The organism is Pseudomonas tolaasii NCPPB 2192 (genome assembly GCF_002813445.1).
GTDB lineage: Bacteria > Pseudomonadota > Gammaproteobacteria > Pseudomonadales > Pseudomonadaceae > Aquipseudomonas > Aquipseudomonas tolaasii.
This window is the reverse complement of sequence record NZ_PHHD01000001.1, coordinates 641,773-657,650: the sequence shown is the minus strand read 5'-3', so window position 1 is coordinate 657,650 and position 15,878 is coordinate 641,773. Positions and strand designations below refer to the sequence as shown.

The following is a 15,878-nucleotide window of genomic DNA, read 5'->3' as shown; positions in this document are numbered from 1 at the left end:
CCGCCGCTCTACTGTGGGAGCTGGCTTGCCTGCGATAGCATCACCGCTATGCAACTTACTACCGAGGTGCCCGCATCGCAGGCTAGCCAGCTCCCACCTTTGACCGGGTTCACAGTCCAAGCCAGTGGTGTTTGTGAGACCACCACCGGCACCCGGCCGTTCGCCGTTATACTCGCCGCTCTGCTTTGGAGCCAGTATGAATTCGTTGCCGATCGATGATGTTTTACCCGCCCTGCGTGACGCCTTGGCGAATCGCCATGAAGCCGTGCTGGAAGCGCCGCCCGGCGCCGGTAAAACCACCCGTGTGCCCCTCGCGCTGTTGAATGAGCCGTGGCTGGCGGGGCAAACCATCCTGATGCTCGAACCGCGCCGCCTCGCTGCCCGTGCCGCCGCCGAACGTCTGGCCAGCGAGCTGGGGGAAAAGGTCGGCGAAACCGTCGGCTATCGCATCCGCCTCGACAGCAAAGTCGGCCCCAACACCCGCATCGAAGTGGTCACCGAAGGCATTCTCACCCGCCGCCTGCAGGATGACCCGGCGCTGGACGGCGTGGGCCTGCTGATCTTCGACGAGTTTCACGAACGCAGCCTCGACGCCGACCTGGCACTGGCCCTGAGCCTCAATGGCCGCGACCTGTTTCGCGACGAGCAACCGCTGAAGATCCTGCTGATGTCGGCTACCCTCGAAGGCGACCGCCTGTCTGGATTGCTGAACGACGCGCCGATCCTGCGCAGCGAAGGGCGCATGTTCCCGGTGCAGATGCGCTGGGGCAGGCCGTATCAAGCCGGTGAATTTATCGAGCCGCGTGTGGTGCAGACCATCCTCGAAGCCGTGCACGACGAGACCGGCAGCATTCTGGTGTTTCTGCCGGGGCAGGCCGAGATTCGCCGGGTTAACCAGCAATTGGCCGATGCCCTGGGTGATCGTCCGGATGTGCTGCTGTGCCCGCTGCACGGCGAGTTGGACCTCAACGCTCAGCGCGCCGCCATCGACCCGGCCCCCGCCGGCAAACGCAAAGTGGTACTGGCCACCAACATCGCCGAGACCAGCCTGACCATCAACGGCGTGCGTGTGGTGATCGACGCGGGGTTGGCACGCGTGCCGCGTTTCGACCCCGGCAGCGGCATGACCCGCCTCGACACCCAGCGCATCTCCCGCGCCAGCGCCACCCAGCGCGCCGGTCGGGCAGGGCGCCTGGAGCCGGGCGTGTGTTACCGGCTGTGGTCCGAGGACCAGCATGAAGGTTTGGCCGCCTACAGCAGCGCGGAAATTCTCGCGGCGGACCTTGCGGGCCTCGCGTTGCAACTGTCGCGCTGGGGCGTCACGCCCACGCAACTGGTGTGGCTGGATGTGCCGCCGACCGCCGCGTACGCCCAGGCCCAGGATTTGCTGGTGCGCCTTGGCGCGCTAAATGACGACAAGCTCACCGCCCACGGTCAGAAGATGGCCGAGCTGCCGGCCCATCCGCGCATCGCCCACCTGCTGTTGCGCGGGCAGGATTTGGGGCTGGCGACGACGGCCTGTGATGTCGCCGCCTTGCTGGGTGAGCGCGATATCTTGCGCGGTGGTGGGGCCGATTTGCACAGCCGGCTGGCCTTGCTCAGTGGCGAAGAGCGCGCTCGCGGCACCCAAGGCGGCGTGCAGCGCGCCAGGCAACTCGCCCGGCAGTATCGCGGCTATCTAAGAGGCAACGCGACGCACCCGGTGGCCGACCCGGATCACCCGCGCTGGCTCGGCGCCTTGCTGGCGCTGGCTTACCCGGACCGCGTCGCCCAGCAACGCCGCCCCGGTGGCGCCGAATACCGCCTGGCCAATGGCCGCGCCGCGCTGTTTGCCGAGGCCGACAGCCTGATGAAACAGCCTTGGCTGGTGATCGCCGACCTGGGCAGCCGCCAGGGCCAGCGTGAAGAACGTATCTACCTCGCGGCGGATTTTGACCCGGCGCTGTTCGACACGGTGCTCGCCGAGCAAGTGCGCAACGTTGACCAGCTGGATTGGGACGAGCGCGAAGGCGTGCTGCGCGCCGAACGCCAGCGCAAAGTCGGTGAACTGGTGCTCAGCCGTGAGCCACTGACCGGCCTCGACGAAGCCGCGCGCAGCCAGGCGCTGGTCAACCTGGTGCGCCGCAAAGGCCTGGAGTTGCTGCCCTGGACGCCGGAACTGCGTCAATGGCAGGCCCGTGTCATGCTGCTGCGCCAGCTGGATGCCGGTAAAACCAGCGAATGGCCGGACCTCAGCGACAGCGCGCTGCTGGCGAGTCTTGAACACTGGCTGATGCCGTACCTGGGCAAAGTCTCGCGGCTCAGCCATTTTTCCAATCTGGATATTTCCAGCTTCCTCCACAACCTGCTGCCCTGGCCGCTGCCCCAGCGCCTTGACGAGCTGGCGCCGCAGCATGTGAAAGTGCCTTCGGGGTCGTCGGTGCGCCTGGATTACAGTGAGCAGCCGCCGATTCTGGCGGTACGTTTGCAGGAGCTGTTCGGGCTGGCGGACACGCCGCGCATTGCCGGTGGGCGCCAGGTGGTGAAGCTGCACCTGCTGTCCCCGGCACGCCGGCCGGTGCAGGTGACGCAGGACCTGGCGAACTTCTGGCGCAGTACGTACGCCGAGGTGAAAAAGGATTTGAAGGGCAGGTACCCGAAGCATTATTGGCCGGATGACCCCTTGGTGGCCGAAGCAACCGCGCGGATCAAACCCCGCAAGTAACCACCACACAAATTGATCGTTCCCACGCTCTGCGTGGGAATGCCGCCCTAGACGCTCCGCGTCTGCTTTTAAGGTCGTGACGCGGAGCGTCACCGGATGCATTCCCACGCGGAGCGTGGGAACGATCATCGGCGGTTATTGCGCGGCGGGCAGCAGGAACCGCGCAATCACCGGCAGGTGATTGGAGATGCGCAACGTATCCTCCTGGCGAACCTTGGCCTCAACCCGCTTGATCCGTGGGCTGTAGAACAGGTAATCCAGAGTGCGATCCGGCCCGTCCGCGCGCGGGTCATTGGGGAAGTGCGTCAGCCACTTCGCCCGGTCAATCCCGCTGGCTTCACTGTTACTCGGAATCATCGGGTATTTATCCCACAGCAAATGCAGTTCGCTGTCAGGCGAATATTGCCCGCGCTTGCCTGCATCCAGGCGCAGGAATTGTCCCAGTGGGAGCAGGTTGAAATCCCCGCCAATCAGCCAGGGCGTGCCGCGGCCTTCGAATTTATCCAGTAACTTCACCGTGGCTTTAACTTGCTCGTACACGGCTGTGCGCCCCGGCGTGTCGCCGTCCAGACGTGTGTTGAGCACTGCCAGTTGGCCGCCGTCACTCAACGGCAGGTAAGTCAGCAGCAAAGCAGGCTTTGGCTGGAATTGGCGGCTGATGAAGTTGCTTGAAGACACCGGCAATTGCAGGCGTTCGGCGTGTTCGACCTGATAGCGGCTGAGGGTCACGAGCTTGCGGCCGACGCTGCCGAAAATATGCAGGTCTGGCACAAAGTCGGCTTTCCAGTCGAACGCTTGGGCGCTGCACGGGTAGAGGTCGACCAGGCGTTCCTGCAGCAACGCCACCTGATCCTGATAGTGGGACGACTTGGCGCCTTCGTCGAGCTCCTGCAACAGCAGGATGTCGGGCTGTTCATCGCGAATCACCCGCGCCACTTCGTCCAGGCTGAAGGCCATGTCTTCCACGGTGGGCAGGTCGTCCGGGCCGCTGCCGTCGGTGGTGTCATACCAGAACACATAGTTTTTGCCGGCCAGGTATTGCACATTCCAGGTCATGACCTTGAGCGCCTGCCCCGGCAGCAAGGTCGGCGCGCGCGGTGCAACGCAACTCACGGGCAGAACCTGCTTGTCATCTGGGCGCCAGGTCAGGCTGTAGATCAAGGCCGTGAGCACGCCTGCGAGAATCAACAGGCTCAACACGGTTATGCGCAATAAACGGGTCATCGGCTCGGCTTATAGCGTTTTGGAGGTGCCACGGAGCATATCACCGCGCGTCGGCATCGCCACCGATCAGCATGAATAAACGGAACAAGACGATGCTGGTGAACAGTTGCAGGAAGCTGTGGGCGCTGTCGATCAGCACACCCAGCAACGGCGCCGGATTGGGATACGCCGCGACACTGGCGCCTTTGAGCAGCCACAACGGCGTCATCACGCACAACAGGCACAGCAGGATTCGCCAGAAATGCCCACGGGTCAGGCGAAAACTTTCCTTCATCGCCTCCAGCGCCGACATACCGCGCAATACAAGCAGGTACTCGGCAAACGCCAGCACCACCATCAGCCACAGGCCCGGCAGGAAATACAGCGACAGGCCAAGCAGAATCAACAGTGTGCTCATGGTCGTCAGCAGGGCAAAACGTGGCCACAGGGTCAGGGCCATGGCCCACACATTCCTGGTGTCGGGCGACTCGCCGCGGGTGCGCGCATCCAGAAATACAATCAGCGCGCCGGTGTACAGCGGGTACACCAGCAAGCCGACCGCCACGCTGTAACCGGGGAAGGCATCGGGGCCGAGCGTGTGGTCAAGCACCTGTTGCAGCAGGGCTTCGAGGATCACCAGCGGCAGGCACAGCTGCACGATGGCGCCCAGGTTGCCACGGGTAAAACGAAAGGAGTCGCGCAGTACGTCTAACGGATTCATCGGGTTCATCACAGGCCTGAAAGCAAGGCCAACACTTTAACCGATCATGACGAGAGGTAAGCAAACGTAAACCTTGCGTAAAGACCATTGAAACGTCTGGTAACAGCCCCATAACTACGGAGTACCTTGCCTGATGTCAGGCAGGACCATGATTTCTACCGGCAATCTAACGAGGTCGCCATGAACAGCGAAGAGCAAACCCTGATCGATGGACTGTTTTCACGGTTGCAGCAAGCCGAAACGGACTCAGCCTCCCGCGACGCCCTGGCCGAAGCGCGGATCAAGGAGCACCTGGCTCGCCAACCTGCGGCGGGGTACTACATGACCCAGTCGATCCTGGTGCAGGAACACGCGATCAAGAGCCTCGACGCGCAGAACAAGCAGCAGGCGCAGCAGATCCAGCAGTTGCAGAATGAGCTGCAACAAGCCAAAGCACAGGCCGCTCAACCGGCGCAGAGCAGCGGCGGCTTTCTGTCGAGCATCTTCGGGGGTGGCAGCAGTCGCGATTCGCAGCCGGCCCAAAGTGCTGCGCCATCTTCCGGCGGCTGGCGTGAACCGGCCCGGCCTCAGTTTGGCCAGCCTGCACCGCAGCAAAACTACGCGGCCCCGCAGCAGAATTATCAACAGCCGCAGCAGGCGCCCGCCGCGCCCATCGGCAGCGGTTTCCTCGGTGGCGCACTGAAAACCGCCGCCGGCGTGGCCGGTGGTGTGATGCTGGCCGAAGGCATCAGCAGCCTGTTTCACCACAACCAGCAGCCGCAGGTGGTGGAGGAGATCATTGAGCAGCCAGCGCCCGCCAGTGACCAGGGCGGTTGGGGCAACGATGAACAGCGTTTTGCCGGCGGCAATGACAGCTGGGGCAACGATAATGCCTCGGACAGCTTCGCCGACAACGATTATTCCGACGACTCCTCCTCGTTCGGCGACGACGACTCCTACGTCTGACACCTCCGCAAGCCCGGTGCGCTTCGTCGCCCCGGGCTGATTTTTCGCTGAAACTTTCCCATGGCTGGCATACTGGCAACCTTTCCGGGCGCTGGCGCCTGGTTGTCATGAGGACGTGCGGTGAAGAAAATTGCGGTGTTCGCCGATGTACAAAACCTCTACTACACCGTGCGCCAGGCGTATGGCTGCCACTTCAATTACGCGGCGCTGTGGGCCGACATCAGCGCGCGCGGGCAGATTGTCGAGGCGTACGCCTATGCCATCGACCGTGGCGACAGCAAGCAGCAGCAATTCCAGCAGATCCTGCGCAACCTGGGCTTTACGGTAAAGCTCAAACCCTACATCCAGCGCGCCGACGGCTCGGCCAAGGGCGACTGGGACGTGGGCATTACCCTGGACATCATGGACGCCGCCGACCACGTCGACGAAGTGGTGCTGGCTTCCGGTGACGGCGATTTCGACATGCTGCTCGAGCGCATCATCCAAAAGCATGGCGTTGAAGCCGTGGCCTACGGCGTGCCGGGGCTGACGGCCAACTCGCTGATCCGCGCCGCCAGCCGCTACGTGCCGATCGAAGGCGCGCTGCTGCTCAAATAAACAGTTGGACGGAGTTGGAACAGGTTTGGAACGTATAGCAGTCATCGACTTTGAAACCACCGGCATCACCCCGAGCAGCCACTGCCGGGCCACGGAAATTGCGGTGGTCATCCTCGAGCGCGGCCAGATCGTGGACCGCTACCAGAGCCTGATGAATGCAGGCGTGCGCGTGCCGGGCTTTATCGAGCAACTCACCGGCATCAGCAACGCCATGCTGCGCAGCGCGCCGCCGGCCGAGCGGGTGATGAATGAAGTGAACGAATTCGTCGGCGTTACGCCGCTGCTGGCGCACAATGCTGCGTTCGACCAAAAGTTCTGGGACTTCGAACTGAGCCTGATCCGCCGCACCCGCCTGCAAAAATTCGCCTGCTCCCTGCTGCTGGCGCGCCGCCTGATGCCGTCGGCGCCCAACCACAAGCTCGGCACCCTGAATGCCTTCGCCCAGTTGCCCCACACCGGCAAGGCTCACCGGGCGATGGCGGATGCGGAAATGGCGGCGAACCTCACGGCGCACCTGGCCAATGAACTGCGCGCCACCCACGGTCTGCGCGAGCTGTCCCACGACCTGCTGTGCACGCTGCAGAAAGTGCCGGCGGCGAAGATCAATGAGCACCTGAAAAAACATCGCGGGTTTTGAGCCAAGCGAAGATCTCATGTGGGCAGAGCACTAATTGTGGTGAGCGGGGCAAGCCCGCTCACCACAACAGCCCATTCGCCATAGAATCTCGTTCTTCAGGCTATTGATCGTTCCCACGCTCCGCGTGGGAATGCATCCAGTGACGCTCTGCGTCACAACTTCAAGAGCGGACGCAGAGCGTCCAGGGCGGCATTCCCACGCAGAGCGTGGGAACGAGCGGGGTAGCTCAGCCACCATTTTTTCCATTGGTCTCCAACTGCCCCAACGGCACCCGCCGTTCTATCGCGCTCGACAAAATAATCGAGGTCTTGCTGAACCCGAATTTCGCCACGCGGTTGATCAAATTCTCCAACTCCGGCATCGACCCCACCGCCGCTTGCATGATCACGCACGGGTCGCCCGTCACGCGGTGGCATTCCGTCAGTTCGGGGATCTCGCCCAAGGCGTCGTACACCTTCTGGCTGCCATGATTGGTCAGGCGCAGCTCAATTACGCACTGAATCGGCAGGCCCACTTTGGCCAGGTCCACCTTGGCCTGGTACCCGGTGATGACGCCGCTGGCTTCCAGCTTGGCCACGCGTTCGGCCACGGCGGGGGCGGAGAGGTTTACCGTGCGGGCCAGTTGCGCGTAGGAGGCGCGGCCGTCTTCGAGGAGGGCGCTGAGGAGCATGCGGTCGTATTTGTCCATGATAAGGCTCCAGTAGTGCAGGGCTTTCGAAAGCACGGTTTATAGCGTTCATAACCATGCTTTGAAAAGTGTATGGGCGGTTTAAACAGGTTTTGTAACTTATGTTTAGCGGGCGGCCTTTCTAGAATAAGCCTCCCGTCCCCTGCCGCAGAGCTGCCCAATGCCTGGCTTACGTCGCTTCCCTTTGCCGTTGATCGCCGCCTTTTTTGCGTTGTATGTGATTTGGGGTTCCACCTACCTGGTGATCCGCATTGGCGTGGAGTACTGGCCGCCGTTGATGCTGGGCGGGATTCGCTTTTTGCTGGCCGGCTTGGCGATGTATGGCTATTTGCGCTGGCGCGGTGCGCCGGCGCCGACCTGGGTGCAGTGGAAGGCGGCGGCCAAGATCGGCGTGTTGCTGCTGACCTTCGGCAACGGCGCGGTGACGGTGGCCGAGCACACCGGGGTCGCCTCCGGTGTAGCCGCGCTGGCGGTGGCGACGGTGCCATTGTTTACCTTGCTGTGCGGGTATTTCTGGGGCGCGCGTAATACGCGTCTGGAGTGGGCCGGGGTGGTGCTGGGGATTATCGGCATTGCCATGCTCAACATGGGCTCCAACCTGCAGTCGAGCCCGACCGGGGCGATGCTGCTGCTGTTCGCTGCCGCGTCCTGGGCTTTCGGTTCGGTGTGGAGCAAGCACTTGCCGCTGCCTGCCGGCGCCATGGCCAGTGCGGCGGAAATGATCGTCGCCGGTGTGTTGCTGCTGGTGGGCAGCGCCTTGACCGGCGAACGCCTGCATGCCATTCCGCCGATTGAAGGCTGGCTGGCCCTGGCTTACCTGGCGGTGTTCGGCTCGATCATCGCCTTCAATGCCTATATGTACCTGCTCAAGCACGTGCGCCCGGCCGCGGCGACCAGCTATGCCTATGTGAACCCGGCGGTGGCGGTGTTGTTGGGCATCGTCTTCGTGGGCGAAACCATCGGCAAGGAAGAGGCGTTGGCAATGTTGGTGATCATCAGTGCCGTGGTGTTGATCGGCTTGCCCCAGTGGCGCAAGCCGAAGCCGGAAATAAGGTAAACTTGCGCGCAATTGCGACCTTGCGCTGAATTTTTCCTACGGTAAACACATGACTTTCGCCACCCTTGGCCTGATCGAACCCTTGCTGCGCGCCCTTGAGACGCTTGGCTACCAGACCCCGACGCCGGTGCAGGCGCAAGCCATTCCGGCGGTGCTGGCCGGTCGCGACCTGATGGCCGCAGCCCAGACCGGCACCGGCAAGACTGCCGGTTTCGCCCTGCCGCTGTTGCAACTGCTGACCATGGAAGGGCCGAAAGTCGCCGCCAACTCGGCGCGCGCGCTGATTCTGTGCCCGACCCGCGAGCTGGCCGAGCAGGTTCACGCCAGCGTCGCCGAATACGCCCAGCACCTGCCGCTGACCACTTACGCGGTGTACGGCGGCGTGAGCATCAACCCGCAGATGATGAAGCTGCGCAAGGGCGTCGACATTCTGGTCGCAACGCCGGGTCGCCTGATCGACCTGTTCCGCCAGAACGCGCTGAAACTCAACCAGCTGCAAACCCTGGTGCTGGACGAAGCCGACCGCATGCTCGACCTGGGCTTCTCCGAAGAGCTGGCGAACATCTACCGCATGCTGCCGAAAAAGCGCCAGACACTGCTGTTCTCCGCAACCTTCTCCGATGATATCCGCCTGCTGGCCGGGCAGATGCTCAACGACCCGCTGAGCATTGAAGTGAGCCCGCGCAACGTGGCCGCCAACACGGTCAAACAGTGGATCGTGCCGGTGGACAAGAAGCGCAAGCCGGAGCTGTTTGTGCACCTGATGCGCAAGGGCCGCTGGAAGCAGGTGCTGGTGTTCGCCAAAACCCGTAACGGCGTGGATGCACTGGTGGACAAGTTGCAGGGCCTGGGCGTGAACGCCGACGGCATCCACGGCGACAAACCGCAAGCCACACGCCAGCGTGCGCTCGACCGTTTCAAGGCCAGCGAAGTGCAGATTCTGGTGGCTACCGACGTGGCGGCCCGTGGTCTGGATATCGAGGACTTGCCGCTGGTGGTCAACTTTGACCTGCCGATCGTGGCCGAAGATTACATCCACCGTATTGGCCGTACCGGCCGCGCGGGCAACACCGGTGAGGCGATTTCCCTGGTGTGCGCCGATGAAGTGAACATGCTCTCGGCCATCGAGATGCTGACCCGCCAGACCTTGACCCGCAAGATGGAGCCGGAGTTCGAACCGGAGCACCGCGTGCCGGAAACCGATGCCAGCGGGCAGGTGGTGAAGAAACCGAAGAAACCGAAAAAGCCCAAGGCCTCGGGTGGTGGCGGCAAGCGTAACCTGGGCAAGTGGGTGGACAGCGGGGACGTGGCGCCGGCGGAGCCTTCGATCAAGCCGGTGCGCAAGGTGCCGGTGTTCAATACCGGGCCGCGCAAGAAGAAGTGATTTTGCGGTATGGTTGAGGGCCTCATCGCAGGCAAGCCAGCTCCCACATTTTGACCGTGTTCACAAATCAAAATGTGGGAGCTGGCTTGCCTGCGATGGCGGTCTCAGCGGTTAAGCCACTCCAGCAGACCCCGCCCGGCCACCCGCCCACTGGCAAAACACCCCGTCAGCAAATACCCCCCGGTCGGCGCTTCCCAGTCCAGCATTTCGCCGGCACAAAACACCCCCGGCAGTTGCTTGAGCATCAAGCGCTCATCCAACGCTTCAAACGGCACGCCGCCTGCAGTGCTGATCGCTTCGTCCATTGGCCGGGTTTTCACCAGGGTCAGGGGCAGCGCCTTGATGTCCACCGCCAGTTGCGCCGGGTCATTGAAGTGCTCGGCGGCTGCCAACTCTCGCAGTAGCGCGGCTTTCACCCCGTCCAACCCTAACTGACTGTGCAAATGCTTGCTCATCGATCGCGACCCACGCGGCTTGGCCAGGGCGGCCTGCACCTTGTGCAGCGGCTTGCTCGGCAGCAGGTCGATGTGCACCGTCGCCGCGCCATCACGGTTGATCGCCTTGCGAATCGGCGCCGACAGCGCGTAGATCAAGCTGCCTTCGATGCCGCTGGCAGTGACCACGCACTCGCCTAGCCGCGGCGTGTCGTCGTCCAAACCGATGGCGACGTTTTTCAACGGTGCGCCGGCAAATTTGCTGACCATCAACGCGCTCCACTGCGACACCTCGAAACCACAGTTGCTCGGTTGCAGCGGCGCGTAGGGCACGCCCTTATCTTCCAGCAGCTTGAGCCAGGCGCCGTCGGAACCCAGGCGTGACCAACTGCCGCCGCCCAAGGCCAGCAACACGGCATCGCTGTGCACGGTTTTTTCGCCGTCCGGGCTGTGGATAAGTAAGCCGCCATCAGCACTCCAGCCGGTCCAGCGATGCCGGGTGTGGATAACCACGCCTTGATCGCGCAGGCGTTTAAGCCATGCACGCAGCAGGGGAGCTGCTTTCATGTCCGTCGGAAACACACGGCCTGAGGTGCCGACAAAGGTCTCGATGCCCAGCCCGTGAATCCACTCGCACAACGCCTCTGCGCCAAACGCACGCAACAGCGGCGCCATGTGCGGCGCCCGCTCGGCGTAGCGCGACAGAAATGCCGGGTAGTCTTCGGAATGGGTGATGTTCATGCCGCCCACTCCCGCCAGCAGGAACTTGCGCCCCACTGATGGCATGCCGTCATACAGCTCCACCCGCACACCCGCCTGGCTCAAGACTTCGGCGGCCATCAGCCCGGCAGGGCCGCCGCCGATAATGGCGACGTGGGAGGAGGTGGTGGACATCAGCAGGCCTGGTCAAAAACAAAGGGTGCCCATTGTAAGAGATGCCGCACATTTGTGGGGGTTGAAAGGGCTGTTGTGGCGAGGGAGCAAGCTCCCTCGCCACAAGTGCAGGTGGGGATCAGGCAAAGCCAGTGTTGGTGTTAGGCGGGTACTCCGCATCGCGGTCGGACTGGGTGATCGGGCCGCCGGTCAGGCCGTATTGGTCCAGCACCGGCACCAGGGCGCCGAAGAACTGGTCCTGTTGTTTCTCACGCTTGACCACTTCGATGATCGGGAACACGAACGAGGTGATGATGCCCACGCCCGCCGCCGCCCAGCCCAGCACACCGGCGAAGGTACCGGCGATGGCAGCCGCGTCCGCCACGCCAAACAGCCCGGCGCCGCCTTCGATGATCGAGGCGACCGCCGCGCCGGTGCCGAGGGCGCCGCTGGTGAGGGAGAAACCGGCGTTGAGCTTGTCACCGGCGAAGGCGCTGTTGACCCCGCTGATCAGGCCGAACACGCCGCCGATGAAGCTGCCGGCGCCGCCGACGATTTTGCCCAGGTTGCCGAGTTTGTTGAGGCCGTCGGTGTTCTGCACCATTTTCCCGGTCGGGAAGTCGCCGATGCCCTGGGGTTTGCTCGGGTCAATCGGCGTGGGTTTCCAGGCCATGCCGTACCCGGCTTCCTTGGCGTACTTGGTGCCGCCTTCGGTGATCAACCCGGCGAACTGCATGCCCGCCGCCACGCGCCCGGCATTGTCCGCCGGGCTGTTGCCGCCGGTGGCCGAACGCGCCGCCAATACACCGCCCGCCAGCAGGGCGCTGCCGATGTGCAGCAGGCCTTGCTTGTAGGCGTCGCTGGCATTGAGGTTCAGGCCGTCCACGGCTTTGGGCAGCACGTCGCTGATCTTCTGGGTCTGGCGGTTGACGTCCCACATCGAGCGGATCAGCGAAATCACGTCCTGCGGCTTGATCTGCGCGCCGGTGGAGTCTTTGAACATGTCCGGGTTGTCGGCCATCGCCTGGTTGAGGATGGCGGTGGTCTTGGCCTCGTCGAAATTACCGTTCGCGTCGCCGAACGCGCTTTTGAGCACGTCGTCATTGGCGCCGTTGACCAGGCTGTCGGACACCGCCTGGTTGACGTATTGCTGCACGGTGGACGAGTCCTGCGCCGAGACCTTGTCGCCGAGGAATTCCTTGAGCAGCGAGGCGTTGGCCGCGTACTGGCCGATCACGGTCATCGGGTCGGCATTCGGCGCGGCGAGGCCGTTTTGCAGGTCCTGGCCGCTGACGATATGGTCCTGGAAGTACTGTTGAATGTCGGCCGACTTGCCGGATTTGTCGGCAATCGCCTCCAGGTCCACGCTGCCGTTGCCGCCCAGGGCCATGTCGGTCAGGGTGGCGTCGGTGCCGGCCAGGCTCAGGCCGTCGATCAGCGACACCGGGTTGCCATTGCTGTCTTTGGTGGCCAGCGCGGTGTTGATCACGTTGCCGCTGTTGATCTGGCTGTCCTGGTAGTGCTGCATTTCGGTTTTGATCGCCGGGTCGCTGTTGACGATGTCTTTCATGCCGCCAGCCTGGTTCTGGGCCATGAAGGTCTTCACGTCCGGGTCCGAAGCCAGCTGGTTGACGGCCGCGTCCAACTGGTCGGAGACCTTGGATTTGGTCGGGTTGAGGTGGTACTCGCTGTCGGCGGTGATCCCGGCGTACAGGTCGCCGTCGCCCACTTTATCGCTGGACGCCAGGCGCGCGCGGGCGTCGCTGAGTTCGAGCATCACGGCGGTTTTGGTTTTGCCGTCATAGTTTTGCGGATTCTGCAGCACGTCCTGGGTCAGCTTCGAGGTGTCGACGTCAGCCACCGAGCTGCGGATCGACGCGTTGCTGAGCATCATCAATACGCCGTGGTCGTCGGTGGGGGCCTGGTTCTCCAGCCACGCGCCGAGGTTTTTCTGCTGGGTGATGCCGTCGGCGGTGGCGGTGGCGGGCAGGTCACCGGCCATGTCGAGGGTGCGCATCATGCCGGGGGTGGACCAATAACCGGCGGCGCCGGTCAGTTCCGGACTCAGGCCGCTGTCGTTTTTGATGGCATTGAGGTTATCGGTGGTCAGGCTGCCATTGTTGGCGCGCTGGTTCGGGCCTTCCATGGCGGGGCCGGCGCTGCTGACCAGCGAGATATTGGCCATGACCAGTGCGGCGGACTTGGCGTTTTCCTTGGCCAGCTCGGTGGCGCCCGGGTTTTTGCTGAGGAACGTGCTGTAGGACTTTGAGGCGGCCGACAGATCCTTGTTCGACTGGCTGATGAAACTGTCCACGTTGCTGTGGGTAATCACGCCGTCGCTGCCGCCGAGGCCGCCGCTGTCGAGGGCGTTCATCAGGCTCGGGCTGCCGGCCAGGTATTTGAGGCAGGCCTGGGCTTCGGGCGGCAGGTCGGCGGGCGGGTTGGCGAAGTCGATGGGGCGGTCGTGCATGCCCCATTTATCCCAGTTGTCGCTGAGCATCTTCGCCGCCGCACGCGGGCGGTCGAGGTCGCGTTCTTCCTGGGTCGGCGTGCCGCTGGTGTTGCCGACGATCTTGTCCCAATCCTTGGGGTTGGCGTATTGGGAGTTGTCGATCCAGTTGGTGTCCACGGCGCCGCCGACGTTGAAGATGCCGTTGGACTCCTTGACCACCGAGGCATACAGGTCGGGGCTGATGGCCTGGGACACGATGACCTTGTCGCCGGACGCGGTTTCGTAACGGATCAGGCCGTGGCCGAGTTCTTCGGGCGTGCCCACCAGGCTCACGCTGCCGGTTTCGCTGGCGTCGGCGAGGGTGTAGCCGGCGTTTTTGCTGTCGTTGATCAGGCCCCAGGTCTGGCCATCGCCAGCCACTTGGTTGTACAGGTCGGGGTTCACTTCGCGGCTGACCACCACCTTGTCGCCCGACACGGTTTCGTAGCGGATAAAGCCCGGGCCGATTTCATCCACAGGGCCGATGGCGCTGTAGTCACCCAGGCCCGGCGCGGTGTCGCCCGCCTGGGCAATGCGGTAGCCGTCGGCCTTGCTGGTGTTCAGCGCGTTGACGGCATCGACTTTGCCGGCCATGCCGTCGAAAAGGTAGGGCGTCATCTGTTTGATAATGATGATGTCCTGGCCGTCGCGGGTTTTCAGGTCCAGCACGTTGTCGGAAATCTTGGTAATGCTGGCAATGTCAGCCAGAGGCACGCCGGTGTTGCTGATGTCGGCGAGGTTCGGGTCGTCGAGGCGTTTGATCGCCTCCTGGTCGCCGGTGGCCATGACGTCGGCGATCTTCTGGTCTTTGGTGTTGTCGGTGACGCCGCTGGCCAGCACTTTGAAGTTGCCGGGTTTGGCGGTGTCTTTAAAACCTGCCACGGCGCGGGCCATGGCGGCTTCAAAGGTGGCCGCGACTTTTTTCAGGGCGTCGTCATTGCCGGGGTTTGTAACGGTGCCGATTTTGTAGGTTGCCATCGCCGGTTACTCTCGGAGCGGGAAGGCTTTCAGGGTGACGGCGGCTTGCGGCAGTTTTGTTTCAAATCTGGAACAGATGCGAAGTTCCACAACGTTTCACGGCTGTGGACAAGTATCTGATCAGAAAATGTACAGTTACGTGCAGGCCATGTGCCTGCGCGCTCTCAGACGCTTACGCTCAAGTTATCCACAGGTGGTTCCACAGGCATTGTGGGTAACGCCCACACTTCAATGACAGCCTGATGACGTCCACACCCGTTGCGCGCTGTGGTGCAGGATGCCGTGGCGGCGGGCCAGGGCCGGGCGGTCCTTGCTGTAGCCGCCGCCGATTACGCCCATCACCGGAATGTCACGGCCCAGGCAGTGGCGCATCACGCTTTCGTCGCGGGCGGCGACGCCGGAGTCGGTCAGCTTGAGGTAACCGAGGGCGTCGTCCTTGTGCACATCCACGCCGGCGTCGTAGAGCACCAGGTCGGGTTGATAGAGGGGCAGCAAGTAGTTGAGCGCGTCATCCACAACCTTGAGGTAGTCGGCATCGCCCATGCCCATCGGCAGCGGGATGTCCCAGTCGCTCTGGGCTTTGCGCGCGGGGAAGTTCTTTTCGCAGTGCAGCGACACGGTGATCGCGTCGGGGGTGTCGTGGAGGATACGCGCGGTGCCGTCACCCTGATGCACGTCGCAATCGAAGATCAACACGCGGTTGACCCGCCCGCTGGCCAGCAGATAGTGGCTGATCACTGCGAGGTCATTGAAGATGCAAAAACCGGCCGGGTAATCGTAGTGGGCGTGATGGGTGCCGCCCGCCAGGTGGCAGGCCAGGCCGTGCTCCAGCGCCTGCTCGGCGGCGAGGATCGAACCACCGACCGCGCGCACCGTGCGCCGGGCCAGGGCTTCGTTCCATGGCAGGCCAAGGCGCCGTTGGTCTTCGCGGGACAACTCGCCGCCCATGTAGCGTTCGATATACCCGGTGTCATGGGCCAGGGCCAGAATCTGGGGTGGGCAAAGGTCGGGGCGCAGCAATTGGCTGTCGTCCGTCAGGCCGCTGGCCACCAGGTGGTCGCGCAACAGGCGAAACTTGTCCATGGGGAAGCGATGGTCCGCCGGGAACTCGGGGCTGTAGTCATCGTGGTAGATCAGGGGCAGTGGCATGGGATTTTCTGACGGGA

The 15,878-nt window shown here is 63.2% G+C and carries 12 protein-coding genes; 6 read left to right on the top strand and 6 right to left on the bottom strand.

Annotated features, from left to right (window positions below; genetic code table 11):
• The first annotated feature begins 196 nt into the window (after positions 1-196).
• Complete coding sequence (hrpB, locus tag ATI14_RS02995; protein WP_016973888.1) at positions 197-2,704, top strand: ATP-dependent helicase HrpB; 2,508 nt, start codon at positions 197-199, stop codon at positions 2,702-2,704.
• A gap of 135 nt (positions 2,705-2,839) precedes the next feature.
• Here hrpB and ATI14_RS02990 read toward each other — a convergent pair whose 3' ends face one another.
• Both ATI14_RS02990 and ATI14_RS02985 read right to left on the bottom strand, forming a co-directional pair.
• The gene (locus ATI14_RS02990) at positions 2,840-3,928 is read right to left on the bottom strand and encodes an endonuclease/exonuclease/phosphatase family protein (RefSeq protein WP_016973887.1); all 1,089 of its coding nucleotides are present in this window, start codon (positions 3,926-3,928) and stop codon (positions 2,840-2,842) included.
• A 40-nt stretch (positions 3,929-3,968) separates the two neighbouring features.
• Positions 3,969-4,628, bottom strand: coding sequence for a YciC family protein (locus tag ATI14_RS02985; protein ID WP_026082942.1), 660 nt, complete (start codon positions 4,626-4,628; stop codon positions 3,969-3,971).
• A 180-nt stretch (positions 4,629-4,808) separates the two neighbouring features.
• Between ATI14_RS02985 and ATI14_RS02980 the strand changes: the two genes are divergently transcribed.
• The 3 genes from ATI14_RS02980 to ATI14_RS02970 all read left to right on the top strand — a co-directional run bounded on the left by ATI14_RS02980 (position 4,809) and on the right by ATI14_RS02970 (position 6,807).
• Positions 4,809-5,573, top strand: a complete 765-nt coding sequence (locus ATI14_RS02980; protein ID WP_016973885.1) for a DUF2076 domain-containing protein — start codon at positions 4,809-4,811, stop codon at positions 5,571-5,573.
• Between the two features lie 120 nt (positions 5,574-5,693).
• Entirely contained in the window at positions 5,694-6,170 is a 477-nt protein-coding gene (locus ATI14_RS02975) for a LabA-like NYN domain-containing protein (protein WP_016973884.1), read from the top strand.
• Positions 6,171-6,195: 25 nt separating this feature from the next.
• On the top strand, positions 6,196-6,807 hold the full coding sequence (locus ATI14_RS02970; RefSeq protein ID WP_016973883.1) for a 3'-5' exonuclease: 612 nt from the start codon (positions 6,196-6,198) through the stop codon (positions 6,805-6,807).
• A gap of 226 nt (positions 6,808-7,033) precedes the next feature.
• Here the strand turns inward: ATI14_RS02970 and ATI14_RS02965 are convergent, their stop codons facing one another.
• Positions 7,034-7,495, bottom strand: coding sequence for an Lrp/AsnC family transcriptional regulator (locus ATI14_RS02965; RefSeq protein ID WP_016973882.1), 462 nt, complete (start codon positions 7,493-7,495; stop codon positions 7,034-7,036).
• Positions 7,496-7,655: 160 nt separating this feature from the next.
• Between ATI14_RS02965 and yedA the strand changes: the two genes are divergently transcribed.
• Positions 7,656-8,552 carry a drug/metabolite exporter YedA gene (gene yedA / locus ATI14_RS02960; protein ID WP_016973881.1) on the top strand — a complete coding sequence of 299 codons (897 nt, stop codon included), beginning with the start codon at positions 7,656-7,658 and terminating at the stop codon, positions 8,550-8,552.
• Between the two features lie 49 nt (positions 8,553-8,601).
• Positions 8,602-9,936 (top strand): RNA helicase RhlE1, encoded by a 1,335-nt coding sequence (gene rhlE1 / locus ATI14_RS02955; RefSeq protein ID WP_016973880.1) that lies wholly within the window; start codon positions 8,602-8,604, stop codon positions 9,934-9,936.
• A gap of 104 nt (positions 9,937-10,040) precedes the next feature.
• On the opposite strand, the gene ATI14_RS02950 is transcribed toward rhlE1, so the two are convergent.
• From ATI14_RS02950 to ATI14_RS02940, 3 genes are all read right to left on the bottom strand, one after another.
• A complete protein-coding gene (locus ATI14_RS02950) occupies positions 10,041-11,264 on the bottom strand; it encodes a TIGR03862 family flavoprotein (protein WP_016973879.1) in 1,224 nt (407 codons plus the stop codon).
• Between the two features lie 118 nt (positions 11,265-11,382).
• Positions 11,383-14,712 carry a type III effector HrpK domain-containing protein gene (locus tag ATI14_RS02945; RefSeq protein ID WP_016973878.1) on the bottom strand — a complete coding sequence of 1,110 codons (3,330 nt, stop codon included), beginning with the start codon at positions 14,710-14,712 and terminating at the stop codon, positions 11,383-11,385.
• A 228-nt stretch (positions 14,713-14,940) separates the two neighbouring features.
• Entirely contained in the window at positions 14,941-15,861 is a 921-nt protein-coding gene (locus tag ATI14_RS02940) for a histone deacetylase family protein (RefSeq protein WP_016973877.1), read from the bottom strand.
• Positions 15,862-15,878: the final 17 nt, after the last annotated feature.

Coding starts and splice junctions, on each gene's coding strand:
- hrpB (WP_016973888.1), top strand. CDS start 197: ATGAATTCGTTGCCGATCGATGATGTTTTACCCGCCCTGCGTGACGCC.
- ATI14_RS02990 (WP_016973887.1), bottom strand. CDS start 3,928: ATGACCCGTTTATTGCGCATAACCGTGTTGAGCCTGTTGATTCTCGCA.
- ATI14_RS02985 (WP_026082942.1), bottom strand. CDS start 4,628: ATGAATCCGTTAGACGTACTGCGCGACTCCTTTCGTTTTACCCGTGGC.
- ATI14_RS02980 (WP_016973885.1), top strand. CDS start 4,809: ATGAACAGCGAAGAGCAAACCCTGATCGATGGACTGTTTTCACGGTTG.
- ATI14_RS02965 (WP_016973882.1), bottom strand. CDS start 7,495: ATGGACAAATACGACCGCATGCTCCTCAGCGCCCTCCTCGAAGACGGC.
- yedA (WP_016973881.1), top strand. CDS start 7,656: ATGCCTGGCTTACGTCGCTTCCCTTTGCCGTTGATCGCCGCCTTTTTT.
- rhlE1 (WP_016973880.1), top strand. CDS start 8,602: ATGACTTTCGCCACCCTTGGCCTGATCGAACCCTTGCTGCGCGCCCTT.
- ATI14_RS02950 (WP_016973879.1), bottom strand. CDS start 11,264: ATGTCCACCACCTCCTCCCACGTCGCCATTATCGGCGGCGGCCCTGCC.
- ATI14_RS02945 (WP_016973878.1), bottom strand. CDS start 14,712: ATGGCAACCTACAAAATCGGCACCGTTACAAACCCCGGCAATGACGAC.
- ATI14_RS02940 (WP_016973877.1), bottom strand. CDS start 15,861: ATGCCACTGCCCCTGATCTACCACGATGACTACAGCCCCGAGTTCCCG.